Source organism: Bradyrhizobium sp. AZCC 2262, from assembly GCF_036924535.1.
GTDB lineage: Bacteria > Pseudomonadota > Alphaproteobacteria > Rhizobiales > Xanthobacteraceae > Bradyrhizobium.
Genome location: NZ_JAZHRT010000001.1, coordinates 7193267 through 7213297, shown reverse-complemented (window position 1 = coordinate 7213297; position 20031 = coordinate 7193267). Strand labels below are relative to the sequence as shown.

The window sequence follows — 20031 nt, the reverse complement described above, 5'->3', positions numbered from 1 at the left end:
TCATTTAACAAATGATAGTTGCCAGGCTCCTTCGATGAAGCTCTTTGACGTGCCGTGATTAGCATCTTGCCGGTAACCTCACAACAAAAAGCCCCTGCGACAAAGCCGCAGAGGCTGCTTCTTTGATGGGCGAACCCGGGTGCTAGCCGCCGACGTCATCCGAGAGAATTTCGCCGAAGCGTTCCCAGGTCTCGCCCTTTAGCCGCATCAGTTGCACCTGCGAGATGGGAGCAAAATCGGTGGCGGACGTGTTGACCTTGATGCCCGGCAGCAAGCCGCCGAGCTGGAGATCCTTGATGCTCGCGGCCTGCTTCATGACGTTGGCGCGTGTGAGATCGTCGCCGCTCGCCCTCAACACACGCTCGAGGCCTTGTGCCACGGTATATGCATACATCACGAAGATGTCGGCACGATTGGCTTCCGGGTAATACTTGTCCAGGAACTCGTTCCAGGCCTTCATGCCGGCATCGTTCTTCCACTCGATGTCCGTCGGATCCTTCAGGTAGTTTGAGGAGATGATGCCTTGCGAATTCTCAAAGCCCGCAGGCTTGATAACGCTGCCGATCGAGGAAGAGACGCCGTTGAGGAAGTGCAGCGGCTTCCAGCCGATCTCGGAGTTCTTCTTGATCGCCTGTGCTGCGAATTTCGGCGTGGTGATGTTGAAGAAGACGTCGGCGCCGGTCGCTTTCATCTTGACGATGTGAGAGTCGATGGTCGGTTCGGAAACCTCGTAGCTTTCCTCGATGGCGATCATCGAGGCGGCCTTGTCGCCGAGGCCATCCCTGAATCCCTTCAGATAGTCCTTGCCGTAGTCGTCGTTCTGGTAGAGCACCGCGATCTTCGCGTCCGGTTTGTTCTTCAGAATGTACTTCGCATAGATCCGGGATTCGCTCTGGTAATTCGGCTGCCATCCCATGGTCCAGGGGAAGTCCTTCGGATCGTTCCACTTGGTGGCGCCGGTGGCGACGAACAGTTGCGGCACCTTCTTCGTGTTGAGGTATTTCTGGATCGCGGTATTCGGCGGCGTGCCCAGCGGATTGAAGATGAGCAGGACTTCGTCGCTTTCTACCAGCTTGCGTGCCTGCTCCACCGTCTTCGGCGGGCTGTAGGCGTCGTCATAGCTGATGAAGTTGATCTTGCGGCCATTGATGCCGCCCTCGGCATTGATTTTCCTGAAATAGGCCTCTGACGTTTTTCCGATCACGCCGTAGGCCGAGGCCGGCCCGCTGTAAGGCATGATGTTGCCGATCTTGATTTCAGCGTCGCTCGCGCCGGTGTCGTATTTCTTTTGTGCCAATGCACCGCTGCTGGTCGCGGCGAGCAATGCGAGGGCAGCCGCAAAGGCTCCCAGTCGCAAGTTGATAACGGACATTTTTTGATCTCCCTGGGATCGATGACTGTGTCATTGTTTTTGATTGGAGCGCTTGGCGGCTCTTGGCAGCATTGAATACCTTTCGGTCGTGTCCAGCAACAAAAAGCCCCCCGCGACGAGGTCGCGGGGGGCGGTATTTAGTCGGATGCCGCGGGAAGCTGCCCGCGGGACGGAATATTAATTAATGCTCGACTTCGCCGCTGATGACCTCTCCGAACATCTCCCACTTCTCGCCCTTGAAGCGCATCATCTGAAGCTGCTCGATCGGCGCGAAGTCAGTGGCGGATGTGTTGATCTTGACGCCGGGCAACAGCGTGTCGGGCGTGAAGTCCTTCAGGTTCGCCGCCTGTTTCATGATGTTGGCGCGGGTCAGGTCGTCACCGCTCATCTCGAGGATCTTGGTGAGGGTCTGGGCTGCGCCATAACCATAGATCACCTGGCTGTTGGTGCGGTCGGCGTCCGGATAGTGCTTGTCCAGGAAGGCGAGAAACTTCTTCATCCCGGGATCGTCTTTCCACTGCGCATCGCCGGCGTCCTTGGCGTAATGCGCCGACAGCACGCCTTGTCCGTTCTCGAAGCCCGCCGGTTTCATGACAGCGCCGACCGAGGTCGAGACGTTGGCCACGATCTGGAGCGCCTTCCAGTCGACCTCGGCCATCTTCTTGATGGTCTGCGCTGCGAATTTCGGCGTGGTGATGCTGATCAGGACGTCCGCGCCGCTGGCTTTGAGCTTGACGATATGGTTGTCGATCGTCGGCTCCGAGACCTCGTAGCTTTCCTCGGCGATGATCGCCGATGCCTTACCGGCAAAGCCATCCTTCAGGCCCTTGAGGTAGTCCTTGCCGAAATCGTCGTTCTGGTAGAGCACGGCGACCTTGGCGTCGGGCTTTTCCTTCATCAGGAACTTGGCGTAGATGCGCGCTTCGCTCTGATAGCTCGGCTGCCATCCGATGGTCCACGGAAAGTGCGTCGGATCGTTCCACTTGGTCGCGCCGGTGGCGACGAACAGTTGCGGCACCTTCTTGGAGTTCAGATATTTCTGGATCGCGGTGTTGGACGGCGTGCCGAGGGCATTGAAGACCAGCAGCACCTCGTCGCTCTCGACGAGTTTGCGCACCTGTTCGACGGCCTTTGGCGGGCTGTAGGCGTCGTCATACGAGATGAACTTGATCTTCCGGCCCTTGATGCCGCCGTTCTCATTGATCATCTTGAAGTACGCTTCTTCGGTCTTGCCGATGATGCCATAGGCGGAGGCAGGGCCGCTGTAGGGCACGATGTGACCGATCTTGATTTCGGTATCGGTCGCACCGGTGTCGTACTTCTTTTGGGCGAGTGCACTGCCGTTTGCGGCAGCGAAAGTGATGAGCGCCGTCCAGAAGGCGGCGCTTCTTATTGTTGCCGAACGCATTTTTTCTCCTGAGCTGGTTTACTTCTTCAGTTTGCCGATCAGTTGCTGGGCAACGATCGCGACCTGCCTGGCGCCGTGCGGTACCAGGAAGATGACAAGGAACAGAAGCACGCCGAATACGGCACCGGAGAGGCCCTTGGAGATACCTTCGGCGATATTCGGCACGAAGATGATGAAGGCGCTTCCGACGATCGATCCCGGCAGCCAGCCGACGCCGCCGACCACCATGCCGAGGAACAGCGAGATCGACAGCACGATGGTGTAGCCGTCCGGGGCGACGAACTGTACCGCGATGGCGCCGAGGCCGCCGGCAATGCCGGTGATGCCGGCCGAGACACCGAACGCCAGCGTCTTGTACAGCGCGACGTCGACGCCCATCGCAGACGCCGCGATCTCGTTGTCACGGATCGCCATGAAGGCGCGGCCCGAACGCGACCGCAGCAGGTTGACCGAGGCGATGTAGATGCCGATCGTGATCACGAGCGTGAAGTAGTACAGCCACATGTCCTGCGACATCGGCAGGCCGAACGGCGCGTCGGGCTTGGTCACGACCAGGCCCTGGACGCCGCCGGTCCAGTGCTCGAAGAAGCCGAGCTTCAGCAACTGCGGCATCGCGGTGGCAAGCGCGAACGTCGCCAGCGCGAGGTAGACGCCGGAAAGCCGCAGCGCCGGCTGGCCGAACAGGAATCCGAAGCCGAAACAGATCAGCCCCGCGATCGGCAGCGTCAGCGCGTAGTTCATCCCGACATGTTCCATCAGGATCGCCGACGTGTAGGCGCCCACCGCGTAAAATGCGCTCTGGCCCAGCGAGAACTGGCCGCTTCCACCGGTCAGGATATTGAGCGCCAGAACCGCAAGGCCGTAGATCAGGAGCATCGTCATCTGGAAGATGATGAAGTTCTTGACGAACAGCGGTGCGAGCACCAGCGCGGCCAGCACTACCAGCGAGGTGCCCAAGCCGAGCGTCATGGCGCGCTTCGGAACGGCCTCTACGGCCGGTGCTTCTGTGACGACGTCTTCGACAGCGCTCATGATCAAACTCGCTTCACGATGGGCCGGCCCAACAGGCCAGCGGGTTTGAAGACCAGGACGGTGATGATCAGCGCAAGCGCGATCGGCAGTTTCAGCTCGTTACCGACGCCGGGAATGTAGGTCCCGGCGAGATTCTCAAAGATGCCGACCAGGAACCCGCCGACCACGGCGCCGAGCGGCGAAGTCAGGCCCCCGAGCACGGCCGCGGCGAAGCCGTAGAGCAGCACGCCCAGCATCATGTTCGGCTCGAGGAACACGACGGGAGCGATCAGGATGCCGGCGATCGCCCCGATCGCGGAAGCCATGCCCCAGCCCAACGCGATCATCCACGACGTGTTGATGCCGACCAGGCGAGCCGATTCAGGCAGCGCGGCAGCCGCCCGCATAGCAAGTCCGATCCGTGTGTACTGGAAGAACAGGAACAGCAGGATCAGCAGCAGCACGGTTACGCCGATCATGCCGGCCTGGTGGGTCGAGATCAGCTGGCTGCCGAGGAACGGCGATGATCCGAACGGCGTCGGATATTGCTTGATGGTAAAGTCCCAGATCAGGCCGGCGACCGAGTTGATGATCCCGTATAGCGCGATGAAGCCGGCGACGTTGGTCAGCACCGGGGCCTTGGCGAGCGGCTTGAACAGCAACCGTTCGATGAGGATACCGCCGGCAAAGGAGATGATCAGCGTGATCAGGAAGGCCCACCAATAGGGGATGCCCCACTGCATCAGCTGCCAGGAAATGAAGGTCGAGAACATCGCCATTTCGCCCTGGGCGAAATTCAGATGGTCGATCGCCTGGTAGATCATCACAACGGCGAGCGCCATGCAGGCATAGATCGCGCCCGTGGCGATCCCGGCCAGGACTTGGTTGGTAAACAGCTCCATTGTCCTGCTCCTCAGTAGCCGAGATAGGATTTGCGGACGTCTTCGTTGTTCGCGATGTCCTTGGCGTTGCCCGACATCACAATGCGTCCGGTTTCGATCACGTAGGCCTGGTCGGCCAGTTCCAGCGCCAGTTGCGCGTTCTGCTCGACCACCAGAATGGTGACCTTGTCCTCGCGGTTGATCTTGCCGAGAATATTGAACAGCTCGCGCACGATCAAAGGCGCCAGGCCGAACGACGGCTCATCCAGCAGCATCAGCCGCGGCCGCAGCATCAGCGCGCGCGCGACCGCGAGCATCTGCTGCTCGCCGCCTGACAGCGTGCCCGCCTGCTGGGTATGCCGTTCCTTCAGCACCGGGAAGTGCTCGTACATGCGCTCGATATCGGCGACGATGCTCTTCTTGTCGGTGCGGGTGATGGCGCCGAGCTGCAGGTTTTCCTCCACCGTCATGGTGGTGAAGGTCCCGCGGCCCTGCGGTACATGCGCGATGCCGAGACGAACGACGTTTTCGGTCGACTTGCCGGAGAGCGGCTTGCCCTCGAACTCGATCGCGCCGGTCGAACGCACCATGTTGCAGATCGCGCGCAAGGTGGTGGTCTTGCCGGCGCCGTTGGCGCCGAGCAGGGTGGTCAGCGAGCCCTCATTGAGGGCGAAGCTCAGGCCATGAAGCGCCTGGACCTGGCCGTAATAGGCGCGGAGATCCTTGATGTTGAGCATCGCGGTCATTGGTCCTTGCTCCCCAGATAGGCCTTGATGACATCCGGGTCGGCCTGGACCTGGGCCGGTGTTCCCTCGGCAAGCTTGCGGCCGAAGTTGAGGGCAACGACGTGGTCGGCGATCGACATCACGAGGCCCATGTGATGCTCGACCAGCAGCACGGTCATGTGACGCTCGTCGCGAATCCGGCGGATCAAATCGCCGAGCACATAGACTTCCTCGTGGTTGAGGCCGCCGGCGGGCTCGTCGAGCAGCAGGATTTTTGGATCGGCGGCGAGCGCGCGCGCCAGCTCGACGCGCTTCTGGGTGCCGAACGGCAGGCCCGACACCACGGTATGCGCGACGTCCTCGAGATCGAGATAGGCGAGGATCTCGTGGACCTTCTTGTTGACGTCGGCCTCGCTGCGGCGGATCCAGGCGAGCTTCAGCGAGTCCGAGATGATGTCGCTCGAGGTGCGAGCGTGGGTGCCGACCCGCACGTTGTCCATGACCGAGAGGTTGGGAAACAGCGCGACATTCTGGAAGGTGCGGCCGATGCCGATTTCGGCGATCCGGTGCGGCGGACGCGTCAGGATGCTCGCGCCTTCCATCAGGATGTCGCCGGAAGACGGCTGATAGAGTCTGGAGAGGCAGTTGAACAGCGTGGTCTTGCCGGCGCCGTTCGGTCCGATCAGGCCGAGGATCGCGCCCTTGTGCATGTCGAAGGATACGCCATTCAGCGCAATGATGCCGCCGAACACGACGCTGACGTCGCGAACCGCGAGCAGGGGAGCGTGTCCCTGCGCGAGCTGTGCCTGCGTCATCTCGTCTCGCCCGCCCTGATCACGGAGCGGGAATGACCTTGCGAATGTTTTCGCCGGTCATGGTGAAGGCTATCTGATCCCCTCGGCCAAACGTGCAACTTTCCCTCCTGCTTTCAGTTTCTTGCTGTCTGCTTTTTTGATTTGCGGTGCTGCGCCGCCCAGCGCTGCCTCGATTTTCCTTACCATCGAGACCAGGCGAGGTCCAATGTCGGTCATCAGGCGCTCTTCCGTGAAGCGGAATGCCGGCGCGCCGCAATTGAAGGCATACGGCCCAGTTCCGTCATTGAGCTTCAGCGCCACACCTACCGCGTGTACATCGTTCTGCCATTCGCCTGCAGAAATCGCGAAGCCGTACTTCGCCACCGTTTCGCCCGAGCGTTCGATGCCGTCGCGCATCCGCGCCCACCGGCTGCCGTAATGGTCGCGCAGCTCGCGCAATAAAGCGGCACGTTCGTCATCGGGCAGTGCCCAGATATACGCACGTCCCATCGCCGAAGTTGCAATCGGTACGCGCGAACCGACGTCGAGCTGCACGCCGAGTGTCAGCCCGTTACGGCTCTGCCCGAAATAGATCATGCTGTGACGGTCGCGTCCGCCGACGGCGACGGCGCCGCCGGTCTCGCGCATCACCTCTTCACGATAGGGTTCGGACAAATGCCGAACGCCGAGATTGGCAAGGGCGGCATACCCCAGCGCCATGGCTGATGGCGCGAGCTGATACTTCTCGAAACGCGGAACGGGTGTAAGATAACCCAGCTTGGTCAGGGTGTAGGTCAGCCGGGAAATGGTTGGCTTCGGCAAATTAGTGCGGGCGGCAAGTTCTTGATTGCCGAGAAGCCCGTCATTGGGATGAAATGCGCGCAACACATCAAGTCCGCGGGAAAGCGCGACGACGAAGCTGCGATCGGTCGCCACCTTTTTCCCTGGACGTTTCATTGCCCGCTACTGCTGATGAGCTCGTTGACAAGGGACGTGCTTCAAAATAACCCTCCCTGTCAAGATGTGGAATTAAATTTCGCAGTGCGAAATTGGCGAAATCGACCGTAGCTACTCAACGCAAGTTGCGTGGCATCCAAGAACAAACGATCCAGGGAGAGTCCCGTGAACGAAGTCGTAAAACTCGAACGCAATGACGCTATCGCCATCGTCACGGTCAACAGCCCCCCTGTAAACGCGCTGAGCGCCGCCGTGCGCGGCGGCATCTTCGAATGCATGAAGAGCGCGATCGCGGATGCGGAAGTTAAGGCAATCGTGCTGACCTGCGGCGGACGCACCTTCATCGCCGGCGCCGACATCACCGAATTCGGCAAGCCGCCGAAGCCCCCGGGTCTCGCCGAAGTGCTGGTCCTGATGGAGAACTCGCCGAAGCCGATCATTGCCGCGATTCACGGCACCGCGCTCGGCGGCGGTCTCGAAGTCGCTCTGGCATGCCACTATCGCGTGGCGACCAAGGAAGCCAAGCTCGGCCTGCCCGAAGTGAAGCTCGGACTGTTGCCGGGCGCCGGCGGTACCCAGCGGCTCCCGCGCGCCGTGGGCCCTGAACTCGCGGTCAAGATGATCGTCAGCGGCGATCCGATCAGCGCGGCGGAAGCGCTCAAGAATGGCCTGATCGAGGAAATCGTCGAAGGTCCGGCCTCGGGCGGCGAGGCCTTTGCCCGCAAGGTGCTGGCGGAGAAGCGCCCCTTGCGCAAGCTGCGCGACGACGACGCCAAGCTCGCGGCAGCCAAGGCCGACATTTCGATCTTCACCAATGCGGTCGCAGCTCTGACCAAGAAGGCGCGCGGGCTCGAAGCGCCGTTCGCCGCTGCGGATGCCGTCCGCGCCGCGATCGAGCTGCCGTTCGACGAAGGCCTGAAGAAGGAGCGCGAAGGTTTCCTCAAGCTGGTATCCAGCGACCAGTCGAAGGCGCAGCGCTATGCGTTCTTCTCCGAACGCGAAGCTGCCAAGATCGCCGGCGTGCCTGAGGGCACCAAGCCGCGGCCGGTCGAGCGCGTTGCCATCATCGGCGCCGGCACCATGGGTGGCGGTATCGCGATGTCTTTCGCCAATGCCGGTATCCCGGTGACGCTGATCGAGACCGGCGAAGAGCAGCTCAAGCGCGGCCTGGGCGTGATGCAGAAGAATTACGAGGCCACCGCGGCGCGCGGCGGTATCCCGGCGGATGCGCCGGCCAAGCGCATGGGCCTGATTAAGGGCGTGGTCGGCCTCGAGAACGTCAAAGACGCTGACCTTGTGATCGAAGCGGTGTTCGAAACCATGGCGGTCAAGAAGGAAGTGTTCGAGGCGCTCGACAAGCACGCCAAGCCGGGCGCGGTGCTCGCTTCCAACACCTCGTATCTCAACATCGACGAGATCGCGAAAGTCACAAAGCGCCCGCAGGACGTGCTCGGCATGCACTTCTTCTCGCCGGCCAACGTGATGAAGCTGTGCGAGATCGTCCGCGCCGACAAGACCGCGCCGGATGCGCTGACGACAGCCGTGTCGATTGCGCGCAAGATCGCAAAAGTGCCGGCCGTGGTCGGCGTCTGCGACGGCTTTGTCGGCAACCGCATGCTGGCGCAGCGCGGCAAGCAGTCGGAAAAGCTGTTGTTAGAAGGCGCATTGCCGCAGCAGGTCGACGCGGTCGTGACGAAGTTCGGCATGCCGATGGGTCCGTTCGCGATGAGCGATCTCGCCGGCCTCGATATCGGCTGGCGTTCGCGCAAAGACCGCGGCATCAAATCGGAAATCGCCGACGCGCTGTGCGAGGCCGGGCGCTTCGGCCAGAAGACCGGCAAGGGCTATTACAAGTACGAGGCAGGCTCGCGCGCGGCGCTGCCCGATCCGGATGTTGAGAAGCTGATCGACGAGACGTTGTTGCGCCTGGGGCGCAAGAAGCGCGTCGTCAGCGACGATGAAATCCTCGAGCGCATGATGTACCCGATGATCAACGAGGGTGCGCGCATTCTCGAAGAGGGCATCGCGGCGCGTCCGAGCGACATCGACGTGATCTGGCTCTATGGTTACGGCTGGCCGATCTATCGCGGCGGCCCGATGTTCTATGCCGACCAGGTCGGTCTCAAGCACATCGCCGACCGTCTTTCCTACTACGCCAAGGAAACCAACGATCCCTCGCTCGAACCGGCCCCGCTGCTCAAGCGTCTCGCCGCCGAAGGCAAGACGTTTGCGTCGTTGGCCGCGCAGTCGAAGGCGGCTTGATGGGGCGCTGCTCTCACCACACGTCATTCCGGGATGGTGCGTTAGCACCAGACCCGGAATCTCGAGATTCCAGGTTCGCTCGCTACGCGCGAGCGTCCCGGAATGACTGCTTGGCTTGCACGCTGCACTGAGCGCATCCATGACCCATCCCGGCGAACAGTTCTATCCGCAAGGCGTCCGCTGGGACGATGCGATCGCGCGCGGCACGCTGCCGGACCTTTTGTCGGAGGCTGCGGCCGAGTTCGGCTCGCGGCCGGCGCTCGAATTCCGCGACCGGCCGATCAGTTTTGCCGAACTCGAAGCGCTGATGGAGACGGCCGCCGGCGCCTTCCTTCGCGCCGGCTACGGCAAGAACAGTTCGGTCGCGCTGTTCCTCGGCAACTCGCCCGATCATCCCGTCAATTTCTTCGGCGCTCTGAAGGCGGGTGCGCGCGTCGTGCATCTTTCGCCGCTCGACGGCGAGATCGCGCTGTCGCACAAGCTCACGGACTCCGGCGCGCGCGTGCTGGTCACCAGCAATCTCTCGGCGCTGTTGCCGACCGCGCTGAAGTTTTTCGACAAGGGTTTGCTTGATCGTCTGATCGTTTGCGAGGATGATCACTGGGGCAAGGTCGGAACGCTGCAGACGGCGCTGCCGGATAATCCGAAGATCATCACTTACAAACAATTCACCGATGGCGCGGCGAAGCCTTCGGAGTGGCCCGCGATCTCGGCCGATGATGTCGCGCTGCTGCAATATACCGGCGGCACCACGGGCCTGCCGAAGGCGGCGATGCTCAGCCACGGCAATCTGACCTCGGCCGTGTCGGTCTACGACGTCTGGGGCAAGCCGGCGCGCGCCGAGCGCAACGACCCGATCGAGCGCGTAATCTGCGTGCTGCCGCTGTTTCACATCTACGCCCTGACGGTGGTGCTGCTCTCCGCCATCCGGCGGGGCCATCTGATCTCGCTGCACCAACGTTTTGACGTCGAGGCTGTCATGCGCGACATCGAGGTGAAGCGCGCGACCGCCTTCCCGGGCGTGCCGACGATGTGGATCGCGATCGCAGCACTTCCCGATCTCGACAAGCGCGACCTGTCGTCGCTGGTCAGCGTTGGCTCGGGTGGCGCACCACTGCCGGTCGAGGTGGCGCGGATCCTGGAACGCAGGGTCGGCATGAAGCTGAAGAGCGGCTGGGGAATGACCGAAACCTGCTCGCCGGGCACAGCACACCCAAAGGAGGGCCCCGACAAGCCCGGTTCGATCGGCCTGATGCTGCCCGGCATCGAGATGGACGTGGTGTCGCTGGAAGACCCGACCAAGTTGATGCCGGTGGGCGAGGCTGGCGAAATCCGCATCCGCGGCCCAAACGTCACCAAGGGTTACTGGAACAGGCCGAAGGAAACCGCCGAAGCTTTCGTCGGCGACCGCTTCCTTACCGGCGACATCGGCTACATGGACGCCGACGGCTATTTCTATCTGGTCGACCGCAAGAAGGACATGATCATCTCCGGCGGGTTCAACGTCTATCCGCAGATGATCGAGCAGGCGATCTACACCCATCCTTCGGTGCAGGAAGTGATCGTGATCGGCATTCCCGACGATTACCGCGGCGAGGCTGCCAAGGCCTTCATCAAGCTGCGAGCGGACGCAAAGCCGTTCACGCTGGATGAATTGCGCGCCTTCCTCACCGGCAAACTCGGCAAGCACGAGATTCCTGCAGCGGCCGATTTCGTCGACGAACTGCCGCGCACGCCGGTCGGAAAGTTGTCGCGCCACGAATTGCGCATGCAGCAATCGCCAGCCGCATTACCGAAACAACAAGCCGCATCAGGAGGTCGCTCCTAAAACTCCGCCGTCGTCCCTGCGAACGCAGGGACCCATACGCCGCGGCCTTCGTTTGGGGCACATGGGGAGACGGCTTTCGCATAGTTGGCGCCGGTGGTTATGGGTCCCTGCGTTCGCAGGGACGACGAGACAGAGAGTTCGCGTTACTACGGATGTAATTCATTCGCTCACAAGGAGGATCCGATGGATCTCGCTTTCAGCAAGGAAGAAATGGCGTTTCGTGAGGAGGTGAGGGCCTTCTTCCGGGACAACGTGCCGCCGGAGACGCGGCGCAAGATGGTCGAGGGCCGTCACCTCTCCAAGGACGAGATGGTCACCTGGTGGCGCATCCTCAACAAGAAGGGCTGGGGCTGCTCGCACTGGCCGAAGGAATATGGCGGCACTGGCTGGACCTCGGTGCAGCACTACATCTTCAACGAAGAGCTGCAGATGCACCCCGCGCCAGCGCCGCTCGCCTTCGGCGTCAGCATGGTCGGGCCTGTGATCTACACCTTCGGCAACGAGAAACAGAAGAAGCAGTATCTGCCGCGCATCGCCAATGTTGACGACTGGTGGTGCCAGGGCTTTTCGGAGCCCGGCTCGGGATCGGACCTCGCTTCGCTCAAGACCAAGGCCGAGCGCAAGGGCGACAAGTACATCATCAACGGCCAGAAGACCTGGACCACGCTCGCCCAGCACGCCGACATGATCTTCTGCCTGTGCCGCACCGATACCAATGCGAAGAAGCAGATGGGCATCTCTTTCATCGTGTTCGACATGAAGTCGAAGGGCGTCACCGTGCGCCCGATCGAGACCATCGACGGCGGCCATGAGGTCAACGAAGTGTTCTTCGACGACGTCGAGGTGCCCGTCGAGAATCTGATCGGCGAGGAGAACAAGGGCTGGGATTACGCAAAATTCCTGCTCGGCAACGAGCGCACCGGCATCGCCCGCGTCGGCGTCTCCAAGGAGCGGCTGCGCCGCATCAAGGACCTCGCCTCCAAGGTCGAGCAGAACGGCAAGCCCGTGATCGAGGACCAGGGTTTCCGCGAAAAGCTGGCGGCCTGCGAGATCGAGCTGAAGGCGCTCGAACTCACGCAGCTCCGCGTCGTCGCCGACGAAGGCAAGCACGGCAAGGGCAAGCCCAACCCGGCTTCGTCGGTCTTGAAGATCAAGGGTTCGGAAATCCAGCAGACCACCACGGAACTGTTGATGGAAGTGATTGGCCCGTTCGCAGCGCCCTACGACGTGCATGGCGATGACGGCTCCAACGAGACCATGGACTGGACCGCCCAGATCGCGCCGAGCTACTTCAACAACCGCAAGGTCTCGATCTACGGCGGCTCCAACGAGATCCAGCGCAACATCATCACCAAGGCGGTGCTGGGGCTGTAGCCCAGCACCAACAGTGTCGTCCCCCGCCCTAGTGCGCAATTGCGCACGGGGGGCGGGGGACCCAGTACGCCGCGGCGGTTTTGAGTACGGCAAGCGCCTGCGATTACTGGATCCCCGCCTCCGCGGGGATGACGACCGAAAGCTCAACAACGGCGTTGCCCGAATTTGAATTCTGGAGAAAGTAACGAACATGGATTTTGATTTGTCCGAGGAGCAGCGCCTTCTCAAGGAAAGCATCGACGGTCTCTTGACCGACTCCTACGATTTCGATGCGCGCAAGAAGTACCAGAAGGAGAAGGGGGGCTGGAGCAAGGCCGTCTGGGACAAGCTCGCCGAGCAGGGCTTGCTGGGTCTGCCCTTTGCGGAGGCCGATGGCGGCTTTGGCGCCGGCGCGGTCGAAACCATGATCGTGATGGAAGCGCTCGGCAAGGCGCTGGTGCTGGAGCCTTATCTCGCCACTGTCGTGATCGGCGGCGGCTTCCTGCGCCACGGGGCGTCAGCCGAGCAGAAGGCCGCGCACATCCCCGGCATCATCGACGGCAGCAAGACCTTTGCGTTCGCGCAGCTCGAGAAGAATTCGCGCTACGATCTCGGCGATGTCGCCACCACCGCCAAGAAGAAGGGTTCGGGATGGGTGATCGACGGCGAAAAATTCGTCGTGCTCAACGGCGAGAACGCCGACACCCTGATCGTGACCGCGCGCACCAAAGGTGCGCAGCGTGACAGAAGCGGCATCGGCGTGTTTCTCGTGCCGGCGAACGCCAAGGGCGTCACCCGCAAGGGCTATCCGACCCAGGACGGCCTGCACGCTGCCGACATCACGCTGACCGGCGTCGAGGTCGGCGCCGATGCCGCGATCGGCGATCCCGAGAACGGCCTGGCGCTGATCGAGCGCGTGGTGGATGAAGCCCGCACCGCGATGTGCGCGGAAGCGGTTGGCGCGATGGATGAGTCGCTGAAGAGCACGGTCGAATATCTCAAGACCCGAAAACAGTTCGGCGTGCCGATCGGCAGCTTCCAGACCCTGCAGCATCGCGCCGCCGACATGTTCGTGGCGCTCGAACAGGCCCGCAGCATGTCGATGTTCGCGACCATGGCGGCCGATTTCGACAGCGCCAAGGAGCGCGCGACCGCGGTCGCCGCCGCCAAGGTTCAGATCGGGAAGTCCGGAAAATTCATCGGCCAGCAGTCGATCCAGCTTCACGGCGGCATCGGCATGACCCAGGAAGCCAAGATCGGCCACTACTTCAAGCGGCTGACCATGATCGAAAACAGCTTTGGCGACACCGACTACCACCTCCGCCGCGTCACGGACGCGGGTGGGCTGGTCTAGAGAGCACTCTCCGTCATTCCGGGGCGATGCGCAGCATCGAACCCGGAATCTCGCCGACAACTTCTGGATTCCGGGTCTGCGCCTTGCGGCGCATCCCGGAATGACGTGCCAGCTTCAGGGAGGCAAACAACAATGAAAAACACCCCGTTCGATCTCACCGGCAAAGTTGCGGTCATCACCGGCTCCAGCCGCGGCATCGGCCGTTCCTCCGCGGAGCTGCTCGCAAAACTTGGCGCAAAGGTCGTGATCTCCAGCCGCAAGGCGGACGCCTGCCACGAAGTCGCCGAAAGCATCAAGAAGGCCGGCGGCGACGCTCATGTCATTCCCTGCAACATTTCGCGCCGGGAGGAAGTCGAGGCGCTGGTCGCGGGCACGACAAAACATTACGGCAAGGTCGACATCCTCGTCTGCAACGCCGCGGTGAATCCGTATTACGGCCCGCTGCTCGACATCAAGGACGAGGCCTTCGACAAGATCATGGGCTCCAACGTCAAGAGCAACATCTGGCTCTGCGCGCTCGCGATCCCGCAGATGGCGGCACGAGGCAACGGCTCGGTGGTGATCATCTCGTCGATCGGCGGCTTGCGCGGTTCCACCGTGATCGGCGCCTACGGCATTTCGAAAGCCGCTGATTTTGCGCTGTGCCGCAGCCTCGCCGGCGAATGGGGTCCGAAGGGCGTTCGCGTCAATTGCGTGGCGCCGGGCCTGGTGAAAACCGATTTCGCCCGCGCGCTGTGGGAAGACCCTGACAACCTCAAGCGCCGTACCGCCGGCACGCCCCTTCGCCGCATCGGCGAGCCCGACGAAATTGCGGGCGCCGTGGCGTATCTCGCCTCCGATGCGTCGACCTTCATGACCGGCCAGACTATTGTGGTCGACGGCGGCGTGACAACCGCGGCGACGTGACCTGTCGTCCCTGCGAACGCAGGGACCCATACCGCGCTGTGCCCTCGGCTCAAGCCGAGTTGGCAGACGCTTTCCGCAACAATGGATGCCGGTGGCTATGGGTCCCTGCTTTCGCAGGGACGACGGCGGAGTGATATTGACGAACGGAGCCCAATCCGCTCCCTTGGGCAGCAACCACAAACCTTTCGGGAAGCAACGTCATGTCCTTTGTGCTGGCCATCGATCAGGGCACCACGTCCTCACGCGCCATCGTGTTTCGCAGCGACATTTCCATCGCCGCCACGGCGCAGCAGGAATTCTCGCAGCATTTTCCGGCATCCGGCTGGGTCGAGCACGAGCCGGAGGACATCTGGACCTCGACGATGACGGTCTGCCGCGCCGCGCTGGACAAGGCCCGCTTGACCGCAAAGGACATCGCCGCGATCGGCATCACCAACCAGCGCGAGACCACGGTCGTGTGGGACCGCGCGACGGGGCAGGCCGTGCACCGCGCCATCGTCTGGCAGGACCGCCGCACATCAGACATCTGCGCCAAATTGAAAGCCGAAGGCCACGAGCCCGCGATTTCGGCCAAGACCGGCCTGATCATCGATCCCTATTTCTCCGGCACCAAAGTGGCATGGATCCTCGACCAGGTGCCGGGCGCGCGCGAGCGCGCCGGCCGTGGCGAGCTGATGTTCGGCACCGTCGATTGCTATTTGCTGTGGCGGCTGACCGCTGGCCGTGTGCACGCCACCGACGCCACCAACGCCTCGCGCACGCTGCTGTTCAACATCCACACCGGCGCGTGGGACGATGAGCTGTTAAAGCTGCTGCGGGTGCCGCGTTCGATGCTGCCGGAGGTAAAAGATTCTTCCACCAAATTCGGCGACAGCGACCCGGCTCTGTTCGGCGGCTCGATCGCGATTTCCGGCATCGCCGGCGACCAGCAGGCCGCCACCATCGGCCAGGCCTGCTTCACGCCCGGCATGATCAAGTCGACCTACGGTACCGGCTGTTTTGCCCTTCTCAACACCGGCACCACGCCGGTCGCCTCGAAGAACAAGCTGCTCACCACCATCGCCTATCAATTGAACGGTAAGCGCACCTACGCACTCGAAGGCTCGATCTTCGTCGCGGGCTCGGCGGTGCAATGGCTGCGCGATGGTCTCGGCATCATCAAGCAGGCGTCCGAGACCGGCCCGCTCGCCGACAAATCCGATTCGATGCAGAGCGTCTATCTGGTGCCGGCCTTCGTCGGCCTCGGCGCCCCCTACTGGAATCCCCGTGTCCGCGGCGCGCTGTTCGGCCTCACCCGCAACACCGGCCCCGCCGAACTCGCCCACGCCGCGCTCGAAAGCGTCTGCTACCAGACATCAGATCTCCGCGAGGCGATGCGCGCCGACTGGCCGGGAGAGAAGGCCGCCAACGTGCTGCGCGTCGACGGCGGCATGACGGCGTCGGACTGGACCATGCAACGTCTCGCCGATCTGCTCGATGCTCCCGTCGATCGCCCGATGATCCAGGAGACTACGGCGTTAGGGGCAGCCTATCTTGCGGGGCTACAGGCGGGCGTCTATCCCGAGCCCGCAAAATTCGCCGACAACTGGCGGCTGGAGCATCGCTTCAAGCCGAACATGAGCAACGCGACACGGGAGCGCAAGCTTGCGGGCTGGGCGCGGGCGGTGAAGGGCGTGCTGGCGAGTGACGAGGGGGAAGGGTAGCCTCATCCGTCATCGCCGGGCTTGACCCACGGGTGTCCGGTTCGATTTTTATGGACAGGGTGCATGACGTGGATTCTTCTGTGTTTTGAGCGCTTCGCACACGTTCGAGACACCGAAGGAGGTCCGCGCCATGCGGCATCAGAATAGCGTATTTCACAGTCTAACGAAGCACGTTCCTTGGTCTAAGTTCGAACATATCGTGGAGAAGTACGGAGCCGATCAGTTGGTGCGCAAGTTGACGACGAAGCGTCAGTTCATAGCTCTGCTGTACGGGCAATTCAGCGGCTCGACCAGCCTGCGGGAGGTCGTGACCGGGATGGCGAGCCACGAGACGCGACTTTATCACGTCGGGGCGGCGCCGGTGAAGCGTTCGACGATGTCGGATGCCAATTCGAAGCGTGCTTGGCAAGTGTTCAGCGAGTTGTTCGCGCAGATGCTGCCGCAAGCGCATCGCGGGCTGCGGCGGGCCACGGCAGACGCGGTCCGGCTCATTGATTCCACCAGTGTTCGGCTCTCCAGTCTGAGCGAGGACTGGGCGACATTTTCGGCCGATGTGTTCGGGGCCAAGGCGCATATCGTCTACGATCCTAATGCGGACCGGCCGGTTTACTTTGCGGTGACGCCGGCCAACGTCAATGACATCACAGCCGCCAAAGCTATGCCGATCGAGCCGGGCGCAACCTACGTCTACGACCTCGGTTATTACGATTATAGCTGGTGGGCGGGGCTTGATGAGGTCGGCTGCCGCTTCGTGACACGGCTGAAGAAGAATACTCCGTTCAGCGTGATAAAGGAGAACCGCACGCCCAAGAACGGCAATATTGTGAACGACCGCATCGGTCATCTGCCGGCCCGGCTCGCCAACAGCCGCAAGAATCCACTGCAAGTTCCGGTCAGGGAGATCACCGTAATCATCGACACCGGAAAGCTGTTGCGCATCGTGACCAATGATCTCGACGCACGGGCAGAAGAAATCGCAGACCTTTATAAACAGCGCTGGCAGATCGAATTGTTCTTCCGCTGGGTCAAGCAGACGCTTCGAATCAGGCACTTCATTGGGATCTCCGAGAATGCAGTCCGCATTCAGATCGCCATCGCCCTGATCGCCTTTCTCATCTTGCGCATGGCGCAGCTCGCTCAAAAAACGGTACACAGCCCCCTCGAATTTGCCCGGCTCGTCCGCGCCAATCTCATGCACAGACGCCCGATCAACGGTTTGCTCGAACCCCTGCAGCCAATCCCGATAAACTCAAATCAGCTGAAACTCGGACTATACTTCCCATGAACCGGAACAGCCGTGGGCTTGACCCGGCGATCCACCCCTTACTTATTTCCTCCAAGGATAAACGTGGATGGCCGGGACAAGCCCGGCCATGACGATAGAGAGAAAGCGTACGAGATGATCCTGTCCGATGGTTACTCCGACGTTCCCGCCGGCAAGATCGCCGCGGTGGTCACGCATCTGGAGATGACCGCGCGCCCCGCGCCACGTCCCGATCCCGCGGGCGCGTGGTCGCTCCGGCGGGTCGATGTTTCCAAGCCCGACTGGTATCGTGATCTCTATGGCCGCGTCGGCCAGCAATGGCTGTGGATTTCAAGGATACGGATACCTGACGCGGAATTGGCCGCGATCATTCAATCGCCGCTGATGGAGATCTACGCACTGGCGCATGAGGGGTGCGACGAAGGCTTGCTCGAGCTGGATTTTCGCGAGCCCGGGCAATGCGAAATCGTCTCTTTCGGGGTCACCGAAAAGCTCGTCGGAACCGGCGCCGGCCGCTGGCTGATGAATCGCGCGCTGGAGCTCGCATGGTCGCGGCCGGTCGATCGCGTCTGGCTGCACACTTGTACCTTCGATCATCCCTTCGCGCTCGGCTTCTACCAGCGCTCGGGCTTTCGTCCATTTCGGCGGCAGGTCGAAGTGGTCAACGATCCGCGGCTCGATGGCACAGTGCCGCGCGATGTCGCGAAGCATGTGCCGGTGATTGAGTGATGGGGACGGATCGTCCTCATTCTCGGCCGTCATCCCCGCGAAAGCGGGGATCCAGTATTCCAGCGCAGTTGCGATAGAACCGAGACGCCGCGGCGTACTGGATACTCCGCTTTCGCGGAGTATGACGAGGTGTGGTCGGGGCGTCGTCTTTTACATCAAAACACCTCCTGCTTCGCCCGCGCCAGCGAGAACCCGCGCCGGTCCGCGTTGAAGCAGGTGATGCCCGTCTGCTCCGATTTGCAGGTAAACCCGCCGCGCTGCCACACCTCGCCATAGCCCAGCACCGGCAGCGAATTGTCCATCACGGTGTCGCCATGGCAGATGCGGGCGGCGGGGCCCTTGGCGTTCATCTCGAAGGCGCCGCCGTAATCGAGGTCGCAATCGGCGGGTCGCCGCGGCTTTGTTTCCATGACGCTGATGTCGCAGCGCAGCGTGTTCTGCTTGTCGTAGTCGAAATACTGGCAGGTGATGTTTTTCGACGGCGACTGGAAGCCGGTCGGGCTGGATTGGGCGTAGGCTGCGGTTGTCATAAGTAACGTAATGAGAATCAGCAGAGCCGGCATCCGTTAGCCCTCCATCGTCATCACCCGCCTTGCGCGCAATTGCGCACTGGGGCGGTGATCCAGTATTCCAGAGCCAGCAGAGATAAACCGCAAGGCGGCAGAGTACTGGATACCCCGCTTTCGCGGGGTAGGACAGTCCGTTACACTGGCTAGTTCGTCCGCCTCGAAGAGTGGTGATCTAAAATGATCCTGATCGGCCAATTCGACTCTCCCTTTGTCCGCCGCGTCGCCATCGCGATGCGGTTCTATGGCATAGCTTTCGAGCACAAGCCGTGGTCGACCTTCGGCGATGCCGACAAGATCGCGCCGTATAATCCGCTGCGGCGGGTGCCGACGCTGGTGCTCGATGACGGCGAGGCGCTGATCGAGAGCGCCATGATCCTGGATTATCTCGACGACCTCGTCGGTCCCGACAAGGCGATGATCGCGCGGAGCGGCGAGACGCGGCGGCGGCACTTGCGGATCTGCGCGCTGGCGATGGGGCTCGGCGACAAGGGCGTCAGCCTGCTGTACGAACGCGTGCTGCGCAAAGAGAAGCAGCTCGATCTGTGGGTCGAGCGCTGCAAGTCGCAGATCGCGGGCGTGCTGGAGCTGCTGGAAAAGGAGCGCGCGGCAATCAAGACGCCGTATTGGTCCGGCGAAAACATCGGCCACGCCGATATCGCCGTCGCCTGCGTGCTGCGCTTCACCGGCGAAGCGCATCCCGCGCTGTTCGACGCGCGCTATTCCGCGCTGAAGGCGCATTCCGAGCGTTGCGAGGCGCTGCCGCCGTTCAAGGAAATCGTGCAGCCGCTGGCGCCGCCAAGCGGCGATTGAGCTCGGCGGGGTCGGGCCGGGCCACGACTGCGGAGCCTTTTCGTCTTGCTGCGACCGCTGCGCTCGCGCGGGCGTGAGCCGCAGGCCCAATCCTACTTTGCATGG

At 62.1% G+C, this 20031-nt stretch carries 17 protein-coding genes; 9 read left to right on the top strand and 8 right to left on the bottom strand.

Annotated elements, in window-relative coordinates; all coding sequences use genetic code 11:
* Positions 1-142 precede the first annotated feature (142 nt).
* The 7 genes from V1283_RS33860 to V1283_RS33830 all read right to left on the bottom strand — a co-directional run bounded on the left by V1283_RS33860 (position 143) and on the right by V1283_RS33830 (position 7148).
* Entirely contained in the window at positions 143-1372 is a 1230-nt protein-coding gene (locus tag V1283_RS33860) for an ABC transporter substrate-binding protein (protein ID WP_334390952.1), read from the bottom strand.
* A 181-nt stretch (positions 1373-1553) separates the two neighbouring features.
* Positions 1554-2780 carry an ABC transporter substrate-binding protein gene (locus V1283_RS33855; protein WP_334390951.1) on the bottom strand — a complete coding sequence of 409 codons (1227 nt, stop codon included), beginning with the start codon at positions 2778-2780 and terminating at the stop codon, positions 1554-1556.
* Between the two features lie 18 nt (positions 2781-2798).
* The gene (locus tag V1283_RS33850; protein ID WP_334390950.1) at positions 2799-3812 is read right to left on the bottom strand and encodes a branched-chain amino acid ABC transporter permease; all 1014 of its coding nucleotides are present in this window, start codon (positions 3810-3812) and stop codon (positions 2799-2801) included.
* A gap of 2 nt (positions 3813-3814) precedes the next feature.
* Positions 3815-4693 (bottom strand): branched-chain amino acid ABC transporter permease, encoded by an 879-nt coding sequence (locus V1283_RS33845; RefSeq protein WP_334390949.1) that lies wholly within the window; start codon positions 4691-4693, stop codon positions 3815-3817.
* An 11-nt stretch (positions 4694-4704) separates the two neighbouring features.
* The gene (locus tag V1283_RS33840; protein WP_334390948.1) at positions 4705-5418 is read right to left on the bottom strand and encodes an ABC transporter ATP-binding protein; all 714 of its coding nucleotides are present in this window, start codon (positions 5416-5418) and stop codon (positions 4705-4707) included.
* Complete coding sequence (locus tag V1283_RS33835) at positions 5415-6212, bottom strand: ABC transporter ATP-binding protein (RefSeq protein WP_334390947.1); 798 nt, start codon at positions 6210-6212, stop codon at positions 5415-5417. The genes V1283_RS33840 and V1283_RS33835 overlap by 4 nt, the downstream gene beginning before the upstream one ends.
* A gap of 69 nt (positions 6213-6281) precedes the next feature.
* Positions 6282-7148 (bottom strand): IclR family transcriptional regulator, encoded by an 867-nt coding sequence (locus tag V1283_RS33830; RefSeq protein WP_334390946.1) that lies wholly within the window; start codon positions 7146-7148, stop codon positions 6282-6284.
* Positions 7149-7313: 165 nt separating this feature from the next.
* On the opposite strand from V1283_RS33830, the gene V1283_RS33825 reads away from it, so the two are divergent.
* The 8 genes from V1283_RS33825 (at position 7314) to V1283_RS33790 (ending at position 18547) form a co-directional block, all read left to right on the top strand.
* Positions 7314-9410 (top strand): 3-hydroxyacyl-CoA dehydrogenase NAD-binding domain-containing protein, encoded by a 2097-nt coding sequence (locus V1283_RS33825; RefSeq protein ID WP_334390945.1) that lies wholly within the window; start codon positions 7314-7316, stop codon positions 9408-9410.
* Positions 9411-9549: 139 nt separating this feature from the next.
* Positions 9550-11238: a dicarboxylate--CoA ligase PimA gene (gene pimA / locus V1283_RS33820; protein WP_334390944.1), complete on the top strand. Its 1689-nt coding sequence runs from the start codon at positions 9550-9552 to the stop codon at positions 11236-11238.
* 183 nt (positions 11239-11421) lie between these two features.
* Entirely contained in the window at positions 11422-12612 is a 1191-nt protein-coding gene (pimC, locus tag V1283_RS33815; RefSeq protein ID WP_334390943.1) for a pimeloyl-CoA dehydrogenase large subunit, read from the top strand.
* Between the two features lie 190 nt (positions 12613-12802).
* Entirely contained in the window at positions 12803-13945 is a 1143-nt protein-coding gene (pimD, locus tag V1283_RS33810; RefSeq protein WP_334390942.1) for a pimeloyl-CoA dehydrogenase small subunit, read from the top strand.
* A 132-nt stretch (positions 13946-14077) separates the two neighbouring features.
* Entirely contained in the window at positions 14078-14851 is a 774-nt protein-coding gene (locus V1283_RS33805) for an SDR family NAD(P)-dependent oxidoreductase (RefSeq protein ID WP_334390941.1), read from the top strand.
* Between the two features lie 200 nt (positions 14852-15051).
* On the top strand, positions 15052-16554 hold the full coding sequence (gene glpK, locus V1283_RS33800) for a glycerol kinase GlpK (protein ID WP_334390940.1): 1503 nt from the start codon (positions 15052-15054) through the stop codon (positions 16552-16554).
* A gap of 130 nt (positions 16555-16684) precedes the next feature.
* Positions 16685-17839: an IS4 family transposase gene (locus tag V1283_RS33795; protein WP_334390939.1), complete on the top strand. Its 1155-nt coding sequence runs from the start codon at positions 16685-16687 to the stop codon at positions 17837-17839.
* Positions 17840-17953: 114 nt separating this feature from the next.
* Entirely contained in the window at positions 17954-18547 is a 594-nt protein-coding gene (locus V1283_RS33790; RefSeq protein ID WP_334390938.1) for a GNAT family N-acetyltransferase, read from the top strand.
* Positions 18548-18702: 155 nt separating this feature from the next.
* Here V1283_RS33790 and V1283_RS33785 read toward each other — a convergent pair whose 3' ends face one another.
* A complete protein-coding gene (locus V1283_RS33785) occupies positions 18703-19110 on the bottom strand; it encodes a DUF6636 domain-containing protein (RefSeq protein WP_334390937.1) in 408 nt (135 codons plus the stop codon).
* A gap of 183 nt (positions 19111-19293) precedes the next feature.
* Here V1283_RS33785 and V1283_RS33780 point away from each other — a divergent pair, with 183 nt between their 5' ends.
* Positions 19294-19926 carry a glutathione S-transferase family protein gene (locus V1283_RS33780; RefSeq protein ID WP_334390936.1) on the top strand — a complete coding sequence of 211 codons (633 nt, stop codon included), beginning with the start codon at positions 19294-19296 and terminating at the stop codon, positions 19924-19926.
* Positions 19927-20031: the final 105 nt, after the last annotated feature.

What these genes read in the sequence shown, in the direction of transcription:
- V1283_RS33860 (WP_334390952.1), bottom strand. Translation starts at nt 1,372, where the DNA reads ATGTCCGTTATCAACTTGCGACTGGGAGCCTTTGCGGCTGCCCTCGCA.
- V1283_RS33855 (WP_334390951.1), bottom strand. Translation starts at nt 2,780, where the DNA reads ATGCGTTCGGCAACAATAAGAAGCGCCGCCTTCTGGACGGCGCTCATC.
- V1283_RS33850 (WP_334390950.1), bottom strand. Translation starts at nt 3,812, where the DNA reads ATGAGCGCTGTCGAAGACGTCGTCACAGAAGCACCGGCCGTAGAGGCC.
- V1283_RS33845 (WP_334390949.1), bottom strand. Translation starts at nt 4,693, where the DNA reads ATGGAGCTGTTTACCAACCAAGTCCTGGCCGGGATCGCCACGGGCGCG.
- V1283_RS33840 (WP_334390948.1), bottom strand. Translation starts at nt 5,418, where the DNA reads ATGACCGCGATGCTCAACATCAAGGATCTCCGCGCCTATTACGGCCAG.
- V1283_RS33835 (WP_334390947.1), bottom strand. Translation starts at nt 6,212, where the DNA reads ATGACGCAGGCACAGCTCGCGCAGGGACACGCTCCCCTGCTCGCGGTT.
- V1283_RS33830 (WP_334390946.1), bottom strand. Translation starts at nt 7,148, where the DNA reads ATGAAACGTCCAGGGAAAAAGGTGGCGACCGATCGCAGCTTCGTCGTC.
- pimA (WP_334390944.1), top strand. Translation starts at nt 9,550, where the DNA reads ATGACCCATCCCGGCGAACAGTTCTATCCGCAAGGCGTCCGCTGGGAC.
- pimC (WP_334390943.1), top strand. Translation starts at nt 11,422, where the DNA reads ATGGATCTCGCTTTCAGCAAGGAAGAAATGGCGTTTCGTGAGGAGGTG.
- pimD (WP_334390942.1), top strand. Translation starts at nt 12,803, where the DNA reads ATGGATTTTGATTTGTCCGAGGAGCAGCGCCTTCTCAAGGAAAGCATC.
- V1283_RS33805 (WP_334390941.1), top strand. Translation starts at nt 14,078, where the DNA reads ATGAAAAACACCCCGTTCGATCTCACCGGCAAAGTTGCGGTCATCACC.
- glpK (WP_334390940.1), top strand. Translation starts at nt 15,052, where the DNA reads ATGTCCTTTGTGCTGGCCATCGATCAGGGCACCACGTCCTCACGCGCC.
- V1283_RS33795 (WP_334390939.1), top strand. Translation starts at nt 16,685, where the DNA reads ATGCGGCATCAGAATAGCGTATTTCACAGTCTAACGAAGCACGTTCCT.
- V1283_RS33790 (WP_334390938.1), top strand. Translation starts at nt 17,954, where the DNA reads ATGATCCTGTCCGATGGTTACTCCGACGTTCCCGCCGGCAAGATCGCC.
- V1283_RS33785 (WP_334390937.1), bottom strand. Translation starts at nt 19,110, where the DNA reads ATGCCGGCTCTGCTGATTCTCATTACGTTACTTATGACAACCGCAGCC.
- V1283_RS33780 (WP_334390936.1), top strand. Translation starts at nt 19,294, where the DNA reads ATGATCCTGATCGGCCAATTCGACTCTCCCTTTGTCCGCCGCGTCGCC.